Source organism: Wolbachia endosymbiont (group A) of Longitarsus flavicornis, from assembly GCF_963931955.1.
Lineage (GTDB): Bacteria > Pseudomonadota > Alphaproteobacteria > Rickettsiales > Anaplasmataceae > Wolbachia.
The window spans coordinates 800,312-816,310 of record NZ_OZ008337.1 but is presented as its reverse complement, the minus strand read 5'-3'; the positions used below and the strand labels follow the sequence as shown (position 1 = coordinate 816,310).

The following is a 15,999-nucleotide window of genomic DNA, read 5'->3' as shown; positions in this document are numbered from 1 at the left end:
CATCATGGTTAGAGCTATACAAATAAAAAAAACTGGAGGACCAGAAGTATTAGAATTTGTAGATAAGAGTATAGGTGAGCCAAAAGGCGAGGAAGTTTTAGTACGTCACACAACTATCGGCTTAAATCGTTATGATTTAGAGCACAGAAAAGGTACGCGCAAAATTAAAAATTTACCATCAGTGCTTGGGGCAGAAGCAGTGGGAGTTATTGAAAAGCTTGGTAAAAAAATCAGTGATGGGTTGAAGGTCGGAGATAGAGTTGGATATTGCACAGCTCCTCCAGGGGCATATTGTGAAAAGCGCATTATACACCAGAAATATCTGATAAAAATTCCAGATGACATATCTGATGAAGTTGCTGCTGCAGTGCTGTTTAAAGGTATGACAGCTCACTATTTAGTTAATCAATCTTATAAAGTTAGGCCTGGTGCTTTTGTGCTAGTTCATGGGGCTAATGGTGGCTTAGGACAAATAATATGCCAATGGGCAAAGGATAAAAAAGGTGTAGTGATAGGTTCTGTAAGCTCTGATGAAAAAATGAAAATAGCTTTACAAAGTGGCTGCACATACGCAATAAACTACAATGATAAAGACTTCGTTTCTAAAATTATGGAGATTACGCAAAACAGAGGAGTAGGTGCAGTATATGACCCCATAGGTTACGCTACAAGTAAGCTCTCTTTTGAATCTTTAGGCAGGTTCGGCATATACGTTTCCTATGGGCAGATATCAGGTAACGCTCCTATTAGTTTTTCTTTACTTAGTTCACGTTCGTTATTTGCAACTGGAACCTTAATATATCATTATAAGCATGATAGATTCACATTAGTGCTTACCACAATGGAAATCTTCGAGATGATAAGAAAAAAACTTTTAACTGTACGGATCAATAAAAAATATAAATTTGATGAAATAATTCAAGCACATCGTGATATGGAAAATAGAAAAGCGAGTGGGCTAAATATCATCAAAGTCTCTTAAATAAATTAGTAATTTAAACTAACCATTCATTAAATTATATCAACTAGAATTTCACATATTTCATTCTCCTTTTGGGGAAATTAAAAGCATATAGCTAAACTGACTTAGATTTACCGACAACCGTCATCCCGCTACGTGTTAGCGGAATCTATACCGCGAATAGACTTCTTGCATAACCCAAATTAAGTAGAAAAAGGTATCATCCGAGTAGCTGACACTGGTTCCTTTATGACGGCAGTAGCCCCTTCTCCTGTCATCCCAGTGTCAGCTACTTTCATGACACTCTCCTGGTAGGCCCAAATCGCAATGTTCGTACCGAAGTTAAATAAAATAGCTTCAGTTTCATGATAAGAGGGCTGGCGAAACTTATCAAGGAAGTTTTTTGTATTTTAACCTTAGATTTGAGAAATCTTATAGGCTTTTGTTCTCATGAAAATTATGTTCTCATGAGTAAATTAATGTTATCCTTTTATTACTGGTCTAAAGTTTTTTATGTTCATACACTTACGTGTTCATAGTGTTTATTCGCTGCTTGAAAGCTCGGTTAAAATTGAGGAGCTGATCGGCCTTTGTTTGCGAAATAAAATGCCAGCGGTTGCAATTACTGATTCAGGTAACTTGTTTGGCTCGCTCGAGTTTTCAGAATATGCGGCAAGTAGGGGAATACAGCTAATAATAGGATGCAATATTATAGTTAAACATTCAGAACAAAATTTACCTATATTATTGCTTGCAAAAAATGAGCAAGGGTACACTAATTTAGTCACTTTGGTAAGTGAGTCTTTTAGAAAGCGCAAGAATAACAGCGATATTCCTTATGTTGATTTTGATGAGCTATTGAATTTAAGTACGGGTCTGATCGCTTTAACCGGTGGATGTTTGGCTCAACTATTGTTGGGGCAAGATAAAGAAACGGTTGAAAAACTGCTTTCAGCATTTAATGGTCATTTATATGTTGAATTGCAGCGTCATGGGCTGAGCAAGGAGCTAGAGCTTGAAGAAACTTTAATAGATTTTGCTTATCAGCGCAATATACCACTGGTTGCAACAAATGATGTATTCTTTACAAATAGATCTGACTATGAAGCTTATGATATATTAACGTGTATATCAGAGGGTAGTTATGCTCTCGAAAATAACAGGAAAAAGCTAACCACTGAGCATTATTTCAAATCTGTGGCAGAAATGGAGGAGCTGTTCAGTGATATTCCTGAAGCAATTCATAACACTTTAGTGATAGCTAAGCGGTGCTCTTACATGCCAAGAAGCAGGCAGCCTATTCTGCCTAAATTTCCTTGTCGAGAAAATAAAACTGAGAATGAAGAACTGAGGGAGCAGGCAGTTGCAGGATTAGAATTCCGCATTGCGAATGAGACAGACATAGACCTTAAACAATACTACGATCGGCTAAATTACGAACTAAGCGTAATAACTTCAATGAATTATTCCGGGTATTTTCTAATAGTTTCTGACTTTATCCGCTGGAGCAAAGCAAATGGCATTCCAGTGGGTCCAGGAAGAGGCTCTGGTGCAGGCTCAATTGTTGCTTGGGGCTTACAGATTACAGACCTTGATCCAATAAAGTTTGGCCTAATATTTGAAAGATTTTTGAATCCTGATCGTATATCGATGCCTGACTTTGATATCGATTTCTGCCAAGAGAAAAGAGACCTGGTTATTGATTATGTTCAGAAAAAGTACGGTTATGTTGCTCAAATAATCACTTTTGGAAAATTGCAGGCAAGGGCAGTATTGCGTGATGTTGGGAGGGTATTACAAATGCCTTACTCTCAAGTGGATAAAATATCTAAAATGGTTCCATTTAATCCAGTAAATCCTGTAACTTTATCGCAAGCGATAGAGTTTGATCAAAATCTGCAGAAAGAACGGGATAGTGATGAGGTAATTGCAAAGCTTCTTGGTATATCTCTTAAGCTTGAAGGGATATATCGTCACGTTTCAACTCATGCTGCTGGAGTTGTAATATGTGATCAAAAGTTGGAAAATTTTGTTCCTGTGTATTATGATCCAAATTCGGCTCTGCCAATCACTCAATACAGCATGAAATATGTGGAGAAAGCTGGGCTAATAAAATTTGATTTTCTTGGACTTGGTACGCTAACGCTAATAGATCATGTGTGTCGTTTAATTAATCGTGATAGACAAAAGATCGATATTTCTTCAGTTCCTTTAGATGACCAAAAAACCTATGAGATGCTCTCAAGCGGTGATTCAATTGGAGTGTTCCAGCTTGAAAGTTCGGGAATGAGAGAAGCTTTAATCAAATTAAAGCCAGATTGCATTGAAGATATTATCGCTTTAATTTCCCTTTATCGTCCAGGACCTATGGATAACATTCCAACTTATGTTGCAAGAAAACATGGACTTGAAAAGCCAGATTATATTCATCCGTTACTTGAGGGAGTGTTAAAAGAAACGTTTGGGGTAATAATCTACCAAGAACAGGTGATGGAAATAGCCCGTATTCTTTCCGGGTATAGCTTAGCGGAAGCAGATCTGCTGAGACGTGCCATGGGTAAGAAAATTAAGGAAGAGATGGATAAACAACGTGAACTTTTCATCCAAGGAGCAACGAAGAATGGCGTTGATTATGACAGGGCAAGTTATATCTTTGACCTTGTTGCAAAATTTGCTGGTTATGGGTTCAATAAATCTCATGCTGCAGCATATGCGGTTATATCTTATCAAACGGCTTACCTTAAAGCTAATTATCCATTAGAATTTTTTACAGCACTAATGAATCTGAATATTGATGATAGAGATAAACTGAATTTATTTTATCATGCAGCAAAGTTTAGTGGCGTTACCGTTCTTTCACCTGATATAAACAAGTCTCAAGCTGAATTCTCAATAGAGAACGAACGCATACGTTATGGTATTGCTGCCTTGAGGAATGTTGGTTTTTCTATAGCGGAAGGAATAGTGAACGTACGTTCAAGCGCTTGTAAGGACATATGGGAATTCATTCAAAATTCAGGTCATATAATAAATAAGAGAGCGCTAGAAAGCCTGATTAAATCCGGAGCATTCGATAGCGTGCATAAGAACAGAAAGCAGCTATATGAGTCAATGGACATGCTGATTTACTTTGCAAATAAAAACAAACAGGATAGAGAATCAAGTCAAGCTGCTTTGTTTGGTAGTCTTGATGTCCTCAAACCGAAACTTGAGAATGTGGAAGATTTTGATGAGGAGGAAAAATTAGAACATGAGTTATTTTCACTAGGATTTTATTTAACTAATCATCCACTTGAAAAATTTAGAACTCTTCTGGAAAAGTTAAATATTGGGTTTATCGGAGAAAATAGAACAGTAAAAACTGCTGGGGTAATATTAAATGCACGTATGAGAACTTCAGAGCGTGGAAGGTTTGTTATCCTTACACTTTCTGATCCCCATAACGTTTCTGAAATAGCATTCTATAATAATGAAATAATAGAAGAAAAAAGAGATTTATTTTCACCAGGAACATTTGTGATAATTGATCTTGAAGCTTCGGAAAATACGACAAGATTAGCAGGCAAGGATATATCTGAGTTTACAAAAAGAGTCACTTCTACAATAAAAGAATTAGTTCTCACCACTGAGTGCACGGATTCGCAAAAAGCCGCTATGGAATTAAACACAATATTGAAAGATGAAGGCAGAACCAAAATAATGCTAAAACTTCTTCTCGAAAAACATAAAGTGAGCATCTTATTACCAGGTGCATACTCAATTGCTCCTCAAGTAATTTATGAAATATCTAACTTAAGCTGGATTAAAGGCGTAGAAATTAATACAAATAACTTGCTTATATAAAAAAGCTTTATATAATGAAATATTTAATCGGTATTAAAGGAAGATATAGTGAATCTTTATGAATTTACTTTTATAGCACAACAAGGATTATTACAGCAAGAAGTAGAGGAGATGGTCCAAGAGCTAGCTGTCTTGTTGAAAAACATTAAAACAGATGTTATGTTCCAGCAAATCAGGGATATTCTGAAAAAAGGAAATGACAAGCTTACAAAACAAGAGTTAGAAGTGCGTGCTGAGAACATTAAAGAAAGTCTAGTTGCTTACTCTGATTTCTTGGAAGATCTTACAAAAATTTTATGGGTTGAATTAGAAGAAGATCTTTCAAATTTGAAAGAAGTGAAGTCAAAAATCGATAAAGAGTTGAAAGATGACCTAAAAGATTTAGGAATAACGCAAGATTTTACAAAATTTCTAGGAGGCAGTACTAAAAGTGCGTTTATCCATAACGCAGTAAATGCTTTGAAGAGAAATATTTCAGAACATCTAATAAAGATTTTTCAAGATATTTTGAAAGATTTTAGAATAAACGGTCCAACTCAATCGAGCAAAGCATTGGAAATGCTTTTGAAAAACATTGAAGCATCAGGATTAATCAAGTATGAACATTGGGGTCTTTTGGATTTTGCATATCACACAAATAAAATGAAGAGCGGTCATTATTGTATAATGTGCATAAGTTCTACTGCAAGCATTCTGGATGAATTTGTGCGTAGAATGAAACTTAATGAGAACGTTATTCGCCACTTTCCTGTGCAGGTTGATAAAATTTTTGAAGGTAAATCTTATATGATGAATAAACAAATTGAGGAGCAAAGCGCATAATGATGAAAAGACGAAATAGTTTTAATAATTCTTACGTATCTGTAAATAATAGGACTGGCTTTAGGCGTTCTAAAGTTTGCCCTCTTGCTGCGTCTAAAGATGAAGACATAGATTATAAGAATATAGATTTATTATCCAAGTTTACCTCTGACTATGGTAGGATATTACCTAGAAGATTAACAGGCGTATGTGCAAAAAAACAAAGGAAGTTACGCTTAGCGATCATAAGGGCACGTTTTTTAGCTCTTATTCCTTACTGTACTAAAAAAGTTTAGGTAATTTATGTTGATAATTTTAAAGGAAAATATAAGGACTTTAGGTAAGCTTGGTGAAGTTGTCAAAGTTAAACCAGGTTATGCACGTAATTTTCTTTTTCCACAAAGAAAAGCGGTGAAAGCTACCAAGGAAAATTTAACAAAGCTAGAGGAGCAACGTTTATTACTGGAAGAAGAGAATATAAAAAGATTAAATGTAGCAAAAGAGCTTGCATCGTCACTACATGATAAGTTTGTGGTATTAATAAAGCAAGCTTCAGAGGATGGTAAAATTTTTGGTTCTGTAACAACACGTGAAATTGCGAAAATTTTACTACAAGAAGGACATGTGATAGATCACCGTAGTTTATCTTTTGGTGGAATAAGCATCAAAAACTTGGGTGAATACCAAGTAAACGTAGAATTACATAGTGAAGTAGTAGTACCAATTACTATATACGTCGTGAAATCCGAAACAGATGCAAATGAGCTAAGGCAAGTAAAATTGCAAAATCAGAAGTCTGAGCAACAAGAGGCAGAGCAAGATGCGAATAAAGAAGCTACTGATGGTGATGATAGCTGATCAAAGATGATCCCTTGTTATAGCCGAAAAGAAATGTCTGCCATGGCTAAGCTGGTGTCATCCCAGTGCTCCTCTCATGTCATCCCAGTGCGTGACACTGGGATCCAGTTTATTTCATCATGGACATTATTTTATGCTTCTAGAATCCGTTGTCCATTGAATAATTTGCAAATACTTTTATATCTGGATTCCAGTGTCACGTACTGGAATGACACCATTATTAGAATAAATCAAAAATGATTCCCCGCTATAGCTGTAAAGAAATTTCTGCCATGGCTAAGCTGGTGTCATCCCAGTGCGTGACACTGGGATCTAGCATGTTCGAAGATAAGACGGGGGTCATCTAATGATTCCTCGTTATAGCCGAAAAGAGATGTCTGAGATTTGGGAAGAGAGCAACAAGTTTAATATATGGCTTAAAATAGAAAAATTAGTGTGTGAAGCTCAAGCAGAGTTAGGAGTGATTCCGAATAATGTTGCTGAGAACCTCTCTGGTGCTATTGAATTTGATGTTGAATGTATCAACGAAATTGAATCCATTGTAAAACATGATGTTATAGCTTTTCTGACATATGTTGCTGAAAAAGCGGGAGTTGATGTTCGGCATCTACACTATGGAATGACAAGTTCTGACGTTTTGGATACATGCCTTGCGGTGCAGTTGAAAGAGTCATGTGATATTTTACTCGAGAATCTAAAAAATTTACTTGCAGCATTGAAAAAAAAAGCTGAGGACTATAAAGATATTGTTTGTGTTGGGCGCAGTCATGGAATGCATGCAGAACCAACAACTCTTGGATTAAAATTTGCTAGATTTTATGCTGAATTTAAACGCAATTATCAGAGATTAATTAGCGCGCAAAAAGAGATCTCAATTTGTAAAATATCAGGTGCAGTAGGTAATTTTGCAAATGTTGATCCGTTTGTTGAAGAGTATGTAGCGAAAGAAATGGGACTCATACCTGAAACCATATCATCTCAAGTCATTCCTCGTGATAGACATGCCATGTTCTTTTCGGTTTTGGGAGTGATTGCAAGCTCAATAGAAAATATTGCAATTGAAATTCGTCATTTGCAAAGAACTGAAATCGGCGAAATTTCTGAGCATTTTTCCACTGGGCAGAAGGGAAGCTCTGCTATGCCACACAAATGTAATCCTATTTTAAGTGAAAATCTGACTGGACTCTCACGTTTAATACGCAGTTATGTTTTTCCTGCGTTAGAAAATGTTGCATTGTGGCACGAACGTGATATATCACACTCGTCTGTGGAAAGATGCATTGCTCCTGATGCTTGTATAACAATGGATTTTGCTTTAGTGCGATTAACAGATTTGATAGATAAATTGGTGATCAATAAGGAAAACATTAAAAAGAACTTAAATTCTTCAAAAGGTTTAGTTTTCTCACAGCGTGTATTGCTTGAGTTAGTAAATAGTGGTTTGGCGAGGGAAAAGGCGTATAAAATTGTTCAGAGCAATGCAATGAAAGTGAAACAAAACAACAGTGATTTTCTGGCCGAATTGAAACAAGATAAACTCTTACTTAAGGTTATTAACTCGGAAAAACTTGAATCTTTGTTTGATTTGAAATATTATACAAAACATGTAGGTCACATGTATAGCAAGGTTTTCAATTAGGCTGAGTAGCTCAGTTGGTAGAGCAGGAGGATCATAATCTCTTGGTCGGGGGTTCAAGTCCCTCCTCAGCCACTCGAACTAAACTATGTTTAGCAAGATAGTGCTATTGGTGAAACCCAGTGTCAGCTACTTGAAATGGTTACGTTCAGTTGTGTATCCACTCAGGTGTACAGCCAATAGACTTCTTTCAAAATTGTTAGAGGGAGTGTAAGATGAAGTATTTGAAAGCATGAAATATAAGGAAATAGAAAAGTTAGAAGGAGAAAAGTTTCGACGTTTAACAGGGGTAAAAAAAGCAACATTTGAGCGAATGGTAGAAATTCTAGAAGTGGAGGATAAAAGAAAAAAAGCTAGAAGTGGAAGAAAAAGTAAACTTTGCATAGAAGACAGGCTACTTATGGCACTGGAATATATAAGAGAATATCGTACATATTTTCATATTGGGCAAAGCTATGGCATGAGTGAAAGTAACAGTTTTAAAATAATAAGATAGGTAGAAGACATATTAATAAAACATCCAGATTTTGCATTACCAGGAAAAAAAGAGCTATTAAAGAGTGATGTAGAATATGAAGTTTTAGTAATAGACGGAACTGAAACGCCAGTAGAGAGACCAAAAAAAAGCAAAAGCCCTTCTACTCTGGAAAGAAAAAAAGGCATACTATAAAAACACAAATAGTAACAGAGAAGAAGAGTAAAAAAGTCATATGCACATCTTTCTCGAATGGTAGAAAACACGATTTTCGGATGTTTAGAGAATCAAAGGTAGCAATATTACCGGACACCAAAATCTTAGCTGATGCCGGCTACAGGGGAATGCAGAAGATACACAAAAATGTTGTATTACCGCACAGGAAAATGAAAAAGAATCCGTTAAGCAAAGAACAAAAAAAAGAGAACAGGGCACTTATGAGCCAAAGGGCAATTGTTGAAAACGTAATTGGCTTATTGAAAAGGTTTAAAATCATCTCGGACAGGTATAGAAACCGACGAAAACGTTTTGGTTTAAGGTTTAATTTGATTGCTGCAATTCACAATTTTGAGCTCCATACATGAATTTTGAAAGAAGTCTAGTGTCTCAAATGAACCTTCAATTACATAAGGTAATAAGTGATATTACTGGTACAACTGGTATGCGAATTATCAAGGCCATAATTGAAGGAGAGAGTAACCCTGATAAATTGGCTGAGTTGAAAGACTATAGGATAAAAAGTAATAAGTCTACTATTGCAAAAGCATTAACAGGTGACTATAGGGAGGAGCACTTATTTACACTAAAGCAAGAATTTAAGTTATATAATGTATATCAAGAAGAAATAGCAGAATGTGATAAAGCTATTGAATGCTATTATAAAAAATTTGAAACAAAACCTGACGAAAACAAACAGTGTAGTAAAGCAAAAAATAAATCTACAAAAAACAAGCCGAACTTTGCATTACATGGGGAATTGTATCGAGTGATAGGTGTTGATTTTACGGGAATTCCTGGACTTGATGTATTAACTATACAAACTATTATTTCAGAAGTTGGTATGAATCCTAATAAATGGCCAACAGAAAAACATTTTTCTTCATGGTTAGGGTTGAGTCCTGCTAATAGAATAACAGGTGAGAAAGTAATAGGAACAAGAACTCGTAGAGTAATTAATCGCGCTGCAGATGCGTTTAGAATGGCAGCTAATTCTGCATTAAACAGTAAAAGTGCACTTGGTGCATACGGCAGGGGATTAAAAAAACGATTGGGCACTCCTAAAGCTATTACCGCTACAGCAAGAAAAATAGCATGCACTTTTTACAATATGCTAAAGTTTGGGAAAGAGTATGTGGAAAGAGGTATAGAATATTATGAAAAACGCTATAAAGAGAAAATTATAAAAAATTTGATCAAAAAAGCAAAGGAATTTGGTTATGTTATGATGGAGAAAGATCTGATTATGAAGGAAGTTTCTTAGAACCTGTACATGATCTCAAGAAAGGAATAAACTAAGAGATAATGTATATAAGTTAGGATATATGAGGAGTTTATACCCAAGTAATATAAGTCGGGAAAGATTTGAGATTATATTACCAGATCTAGAGTCCTGTAGAAAAAAAACAAAACCAAGAAAACTTGATTTGTATGATGTATTTTGTGGAGTGTTATACGTTCTGAAAAGCGTTTGTCAGTGGAGAATGCTACCAAAAGAGTTTCCAAAATGGCGCAATTGTTACGACTATTTTAAGAAGTGGAGTGAAAAACCAGATGCAAATAAAGAAAGTGTTCTGGAGCTGGTGTTAAAAAAAAATAGTTGGCGTAGTCCGACAAAACAATGGTCGGAAAGAAAAAACCAGCTTCTGCATAATTGATGCACAGAGTGTAAAAAATGCAGATACTGCTGAAGAAAAAGGCTACGATGCAGGCAAAAAGATTTCAGGAATAAAACGCCATATTGCAGTAGATACGCAAGGTTTGCCACATGCAATTTATGTAACAACAGCAGAGATAACTGACCGTAGCAGTGCTGTGAGAATGGTAGAAAATGCAAAAGAAAACCTCTCGGGAGTTAAAAATGTACTGGTTGATGCAGGCTATACGGGAGAGAATTTTGCAACACAAATAAAAGCAACTATTGGTGCAACTGTTGAGGTAATAAAACGCAGTGAATTACATACCTTTGCTGTATTGCCAAAAAGATGGGTTGTAGAGCGTTCTTTTGCTTGGTTGGAAAAATGTAGACGGTTATGGAAAAATTGCGAGCGTAAACTCAACACCAGCTTGCAAATGGTAGTTCTTGCTTTCACTGCTTTGTTCCTCAAAAGATTATGAACAGGTTCTTAGAAGACTTAGGTTCCAACTTTTTGCCGGGAGATGGGAAACATCTTAATCAGACCAGTCAAGTTCTAATTATCCACTTTCTCCGTACCTTTTGGTCTATGCGTTAACCAACCTTATTTCGCATATCGTTCGTTACGACAATTCAGGCATTGGTTCCTCTCGTAACCATATCTAACTCTGTTTGCAGGGATTCACTATAAGGTTTAGTGTTACCTGCTTTTATCTCATGCTTGCATCCTAGAGGTTGCCACTCTCTAAAATGTGAGACATACATTATCCCCGATGTCTAGGGAAGATGGAATTTAACCATCACAAAATCACGACTTTCGGGTCGCACTAGCTGTACGAACATTTGTTTGCAAAGGCAGTGTGTTAAGTGTTATAGCCGGTTTTGCCTCAAACACAAAGGGGTGTCATCCCAGTGCCCAGACACTGGGATCCAGTTTTCTATGCAATCTCACCAAAAACGTCTATTTAGTATAAGATCAGCTACTTTTATGCTCACCAGCTCAGTGTGCTTACTTACAATCAAATTCCTGGATGCCAGTGTCAAGCACTGGCATGACATCATTTGTCGTGCGAATTACCTTAGCAAAAACGAGTGTGCGTATAGTTGTATGTGCAGTACGGAGTAACAGGAGAGGTATCACTATAAAATTTGACATTAACCGCTAATAGTCGGAATATTAGTAGGGTAAGAATTACTCAAGAAGGCATGCATAAATATGATGTAGTAGTAGTAGGTGGTGGTCACGCAGGGTGCGAAGCGGCTGCGGCTGCAGCTCGCCTTGGTGCAAACACGCTGCTTATAACTCATAAAATTTCAACTATAGGGGAAATGTCTTGCAATCCAGCAATCGGAGGAGTTGCAAAGGGTGTTGTAGTCAGGGAAGTTGATGCTCTTGATGGAATAATGGGAAGAGCAATCGACCGAGCAAGCATACACTCAGTCATTTTAAATAGCAGCAGAGGTGCGGCAGTGTGGGGACCACGTGCACAGGCAGATCGAAAATTATACAAGCAAGCAATACAGGAAATTATTCTAAATTATAATAATTTGACGGTAAAAGAAGAGTCAGTTGACGATTTCCTTATAGAGAGTAATAACAATGGAGAATTGTGCATTAAAGCTGTAATAACAAGCTCAGGGGAGCATATACTGACAAGCAAAGTCATTTTAACTACAGGAACTTTCCTGCAAGGTGTGATTCATATAGGAGAGCAGGTAACTCCTTCGGGGAGAATGGGAGATAAGCCTGCCGTAGAACTTGCAAATACGTTGAAGAAGTATGATTTTAGATTAGGTAGACTGCGTACCGGAACTCCACCAAGGCTTGATCGTGGCACTATAAACTGGTCAATATTGCAAGAACAAGTGGGTGATAACCCACCTGTGCCGTTTTCTTATCTCACAGAAAAAATTAACCAACCTCAGGTATCATGCTTTATTACCCATACTAATGAAAACACGCATAAAATAATTAGAGAGAATCTGCACAGGTCAGCTTCTTCGTATTTGGATGATATTATAGCACCAAGATACTGCCCATCAATTGAAGTTAAAGTTAATAAATTTGCAGAAAAAAGTAGTCATCAAATATTTCTAGAGCCAGAAGGCCTGGATGATGATACTGTATACCCGAACGGAATTTCAAATTCATTGCCTATTGAAGTGCAGCGTGAAATGATAAAGAGTATCAAAGGACTTGAAAACGCAGAAATACTAAGGCCTGGATATGCAGTTGAGTATGACTATATTGATCCACGAGAACTAAGCCATACTCTTGAAACTAAGAAAATTAAAGGCCTATATTTTGCTGGCCAAATTAATGGCACCACTGGATATGAAGAAGCAGCAGGGCAAGGAATTATTGCCGGGATCAATGCAGCACTTTCTGCATCTGAAAAAAAAGAAAGCTTTGTTCTTCATCGCACAGACTCATATATCGGCGTAATGATAGATGATCTAGTCATCAAAGGGGTGATCGAACCTTATAGATTATTTACCTCGCGTGCAGAATATAGGCTAGCTATCAGGTCAGATAATGCAGATAGGAGATTAACACAAAAAGGTTATGATATTTCCCTTGTGTCGCATGAGAGATACTCTGTTTTACAGAATAAACTTGAATCCATTAAGCAGCTTGAAGAGAAGTTAGGGAGTCTGACGATTACTCCTGAGCAGCTTAGGTCTTATGGTATTAAAATATCTTATGATGGGATAAGAAAAACGGCACTAGATCTACTTAGCTATCCAAATATCGACTGGAATAAATTACAAGAAATATGGCCGGAGTTAAGCAGCGTCACGCGCTGGAATGGCAAAATGGGACACACCAAAGCGGATAATAGAGCTAAGAATGAAATATGCGAAGCGGTTGAAATTGAAGCAAAATATAAACCCTACCTAATAAGACAAGAAGCAGATATGAAGTTTTTACGAGAGGAAATTAACACTCAAATTCCAATTGATTTCAACTATTCACAAGTTAAAGGCCTGTCAAGTGAAGTAATAGAAAAGTTGCAGACGATAAAACCAGCAACGGTTGGCATTGCAAAGCAAATACAAGGCATCACTCCCGCAGCGATAGTTAGCATATTAGTGTACTTGAGAAACAGGAAAACGAAAGTAGCTGCTAATTTTGTGTGAGGTGTTCTATGTCAAAAATCGAAGAATTTCGTTCTTTTATGCGTGCAATAAATGCTGAGGCGTTTATGTTGCACACCAAAGATGAATATTTAAATGAGTATTCAGAGGAGCTAACAAAGCTGTGTGGCTTCACAGGAACAAATGGGCTGCTCATTGTTACAAAAAACAACAAGTGCCCATTTTTTACAGATGGACGCTATATCACACAAGCTCACAATCAGCTCGATCAGGGCAATTTTCAAGTATATAATATACAAGAAGAGGATCCACGCGAATGGATAAAAGCAAACTTAACATCGACTGCCTCACTAGGTTATTATTTGCAATATTTTACCATAGAAGATATAAGAAAGTATGAGAATATCTGTAAATTCATACCCTGTTTAGCTGGAAAAAAAAGTGACTATCGAAAACAAGCAGTGGTTTTACATTCTATTAAATATGCTGGTGAAAGTAGTAAGGACAAATGTGGAAAAATAGCTAGAAGCATAGATAAAGAAGCTGAAGCAGTGCTTTTAACTGATCCAAATTCAATTTCATGGTTATTAAATTTAAGAAACGAAAATGCTAAATATACTCCATGTATATTGGGCCGTGCTATATTGTATAAAAGCGGTAATGTTGATTTGTTTATTCAAGATAAAGAACATTCAACTATAGAAGCAAATTTAGGCAATCATATAAATATTTTTGATATTAGTGAGCTAGAAAATTCGCTGCACAAGCTAAATTCAATAGTTATAGATCCAAACACAACTCCAATGAGTATCATGGCTGTAATAAAAGATAAACAGGTAGCTGAAAGAGAGGATCCTTGTTTAATTTATAAAGCAGTAAAAAATCAAACTGAAATAGCTGGGGCTATAAATGCGCACATCAGAGATGGAGTGGCAGTTACAAATTTTCTACATTGGCTTGAAAGTAATGTTGGTACAGAGCTTGAAGCTGAAGAAAAGATTTTAGAATACAGAAAAGAGCAGAATTTGTTTAAACAATTGAGCTTTCCAACAATTTCAGCATTCAATGAAAATGGAGCAATAATTCACTATCGTGCAAGCAGTAAAACAAATAAAGTAATTCAGAAAGATGGACTGTATTTGATTGACTCTGGTGGCCAGTACCTTGACGGCACAACTGATGTGACAAGAACTGTAGTAGTTGGTAATCCGACCAATGAGCAAATAACCCACTATACAATAGTACTCAAAGCTCACATTGCTATAGCAAGTGTCGTCTTTCCCCCCGGCACTACTGGTGGAGAATTGGATATATTGGCACGTACGCATTTATGGAAATTTGGAATGGACTATATGCATGGTACAGGGCATGGAGTAGGAAGTTACCTATCAGTACACGAAGGACCACAAGCAATATCAAAGGGAAATAAAGTGAAACTCACGCCAGGCATGATGCTTTCCAACGAACCTGGTTATTACATTCCGGGAGAGTATGGAATAAGGATTGAAAATCTGATGTATGTTGATAAACATAAAAATGGTTTCTTGGGATTTAAACAACTAACCTCTATTCCATATGATAGAAGGCTAATAAGTGTGCAAATGCTTACTAAGGATGAAATTGAATGGATAAATGGCTACCATCAATTTGTCTATAAAAACTTAGAAAATAGCGTCAAAGATAAGGAGTGGTTAAAGAAAGTATGTGACCCTTTATAAGCAAAGGAGCATTTTTTGTTGTTTAAAAAGTATTAATGCAATTGTGATGAGTATTTTGTATTGTTTTTAATTTAAAAACAATATATAATAGAAAATCGATATTTTCAAGTAGGTGTAATTATGATAGGTAAAGTGCAAGAAGATGAATTTATGAAGCAGTATATGGATACTTGCAAAGAGCAAATAGAAAAATTAGCCAAGGATCCTGAATTGTTTAATCAGGCTTTTAAACCATTTATGCAAATGTCTCAGCAGCTTATGGCTGGCGGTATGTTAGAAGGCGCTATGCCTAACATGATACCTGATTTGGGCAGCATGGATGCTAACAAGATGATTGCTCAGATGAAGGAAATGATTGACTACATAAGAGGTAACTATAAGGAACTAATGAAAGGGCATAGCTCGCAGATTCAAGAGCTTGATGAATCCAGTAAAAAGCTAAGAGGCTTAGTTAAAAAATTGATAGAAAAGATCGAAAGTAAATAAATAATATCTAACGCGAGTCTCTTCTGTCATTCTATGTACAACTTTCTAGTTGGACGGTAAGTCGAGGTCAATTATTGATGTCATATAAGTAGCTGACACTGGTTCCTTTATGACGGCAGTGCCCAGAGGTGTCATCCCAGTGCTTGACACTGGGATGACACCGAAGGGGCTACTCGGATGGCACCTTGACGATTTGAAGAACCGTCATCCCGCTGCTTGTTAGCTGATGCTTACTATTACCCACAAATATAAATGTTTGTTGCATAGCTC

11 protein-coding genes, 1 tRNA gene and 2 pseudogenes are annotated in these 15,999 nt (G+C 36.5%); all 14 read left to right on the top strand.

Going from position 1 to position 15,999, the window contains the following annotated elements; all coding sequences use genetic code 11:
• Nucleotides 1-4: 4 nt before the first annotated feature.
• The 14 genes and pseudogenes from AABM58_RS04050 to AABM58_RS03985 all read left to right on the top strand — a co-directional run bounded on the left by AABM58_RS04050 (nt 5) and on the right by AABM58_RS03985 (nt 15,729).
• On the top strand, nt 5-982 hold the full coding sequence (locus AABM58_RS04050; protein ID WP_338406427.1) for a quinone oxidoreductase family protein: 978 nt from the start codon (nt 5-7) through the stop codon (nt 980-982).
• A gap of 492 nt (nt 983-1,474) precedes the next feature.
• The gene (gene dnaE, locus AABM58_RS04045; RefSeq protein ID WP_338406426.1) at nt 1,475-4,804 is read left to right on the top strand and encodes a DNA polymerase III subunit alpha; all 3,330 of its coding nucleotides are present in this window, start codon (nt 1,475-1,477) and stop codon (nt 4,802-4,804) included.
• 48 nt (nt 4,805-4,852) lie between these two features.
• Complete coding sequence (rpsF, locus tag AABM58_RS04040; protein WP_012673215.1) at nt 4,853-5,626, top strand: 30S ribosomal protein S6; 774 nt, start codon at nt 4,853-4,855, stop codon at nt 5,624-5,626.
• Nucleotides 5,626-5,901: a 30S ribosomal protein S18 gene (gene rpsR, locus AABM58_RS04035; RefSeq protein ID WP_007548890.1), complete on the top strand. Its 276-nt coding sequence runs from the start codon at nt 5,626-5,628 to the stop codon at nt 5,899-5,901. Before rpsF ends, rpsR begins: the two co-directional genes overlap by 1 nt.
• 7 nt (nt 5,902-5,908) lie before the next feature.
• Complete coding sequence (gene rplI, locus AABM58_RS04030; protein WP_338406425.1) at nt 5,909-6,463, top strand: 50S ribosomal protein L9; 555 nt, start codon at nt 5,909-5,911, stop codon at nt 6,461-6,463.
• A 42-nt stretch (nt 6,464-6,505) separates the two neighbouring features.
• The gene (locus AABM58_RS04025) at nt 6,506-6,703 is read left to right on the top strand and encodes a hypothetical protein (protein ID WP_338406424.1); all 198 of its coding nucleotides are present in this window, start codon (nt 6,506-6,508) and stop codon (nt 6,701-6,703) included.
• Nucleotides 6,704-6,809: 106 nt separating this feature from the next.
• Nucleotides 6,810-8,102 carry an adenylosuccinate lyase gene (gene purB / locus AABM58_RS04020; protein ID WP_338406423.1) on the top strand — a complete coding sequence of 431 codons (1,293 nt, stop codon included), beginning with the start codon at nt 6,810-6,812 and terminating at the stop codon, nt 8,100-8,102.
• Nucleotides 8,102-8,174, top strand: a tRNA-Met gene (locus tag AABM58_RS04015). The genes purB and AABM58_RS04015 overlap by 1 nt, the downstream gene beginning before the upstream one ends.
• A 157-nt stretch (nt 8,175-8,331) precedes the next feature.
• A pseudogene (locus tag AABM58_RS04010) lies at nt 8,332-9,158 on the top strand (IS5 family transposase).
• Nucleotides 9,159-9,181: 23 nt separating this feature from the next.
• Nucleotides 9,182-10,054: pseudogene (locus AABM58_RS04005) on the top strand (transposase); the annotation flags it as partial.
• 61 nt (nt 10,055-10,115) lie between these two features.
• Nucleotides 10,116-10,908, top strand: a protein-coding gene (locus AABM58_RS04000; RefSeq protein WP_338405927.1) for an IS5 family transposase whose coding sequence is annotated in 2 segments (ribosomal slippage) — nt 10,116-10,379 and nt 10,381-10,908 — 792 coding nt in all. Because the reading frame shifts where the segments join, the coding sequence is not laid out codon by codon here.
• A 724-nt stretch (nt 10,909-11,632) separates the two neighbouring features.
• Nucleotides 11,633-13,567: a tRNA uridine-5-carboxymethylaminomethyl(34) synthesis enzyme MnmG gene (mnmG, locus tag AABM58_RS03995; RefSeq protein ID WP_338406896.1), complete on the top strand. Its 1,935-nt coding sequence runs from the start codon at nt 11,633-11,635 to the stop codon at nt 13,565-13,567.
• An 8-nt stretch (nt 13,568-13,575) separates the two neighbouring features.
• Nucleotides 13,576-15,243, top strand: coding sequence for an aminopeptidase P family protein (locus AABM58_RS03990; RefSeq protein WP_338406422.1), 1,668 nt, complete (start codon nt 13,576-13,578; stop codon nt 15,241-15,243).
• Nucleotides 15,244-15,363: 120 nt separating this feature from the next.
• Nucleotides 15,364-15,729, top strand: coding sequence for a hypothetical protein (locus tag AABM58_RS03985; RefSeq protein ID WP_338406421.1), 366 nt, complete (start codon nt 15,364-15,366; stop codon nt 15,727-15,729).
• The last annotated feature ends 270 nt before the right edge of the window (nt 15,730-15,999 follow it).

What these genes read in the sequence shown, in the direction of transcription:
- AABM58_RS03985 (WP_338406421.1), top strand. Translation starts at nt 15,364, where the DNA reads ATGATAGGTAAAGTGCAAGAAGATGAATTTATGAAGCAGTATATGGAT.
- AABM58_RS04050 (WP_338406427.1), top strand. Translation starts at nt 5, where the DNA reads ATGGTTAGAGCTATACAAATAAAAAAAACTGGAGGACCAGAAGTATTA.
- mnmG (WP_338406896.1), top strand. Translation starts at nt 11,633, where the DNA reads ATGCATAAATATGATGTAGTAGTAGTAGGTGGTGGTCACGCAGGGTGC.
- rpsR (WP_007548890.1), top strand. Translation starts at nt 5,626, where the DNA reads ATGATGAAAAGACGAAATAGTTTTAATAATTCTTACGTATCTGTAAAT.
- rplI (WP_338406425.1), top strand. Translation starts at nt 5,909, where the DNA reads ATGTTGATAATTTTAAAGGAAAATATAAGGACTTTAGGTAAGCTTGGT.
- AABM58_RS03990 (WP_338406422.1), top strand. Translation starts at nt 13,576, where the DNA reads ATGTCAAAAATCGAAGAATTTCGTTCTTTTATGCGTGCAATAAATGCT.
- dnaE (WP_338406426.1), top strand. Translation starts at nt 1,475, where the DNA reads ATGTTCATACACTTACGTGTTCATAGTGTTTATTCGCTGCTTGAAAGC.
- AABM58_RS04025 (WP_338406424.1), top strand. Translation starts at nt 6,506, where the DNA reads ATGGCTAAGCTGGTGTCATCCCAGTGCTCCTCTCATGTCATCCCAGTG.
- purB (WP_338406423.1), top strand. Translation starts at nt 6,810, where the DNA reads ATGATTCCTCGTTATAGCCGAAAAGAGATGTCTGAGATTTGGGAAGAG.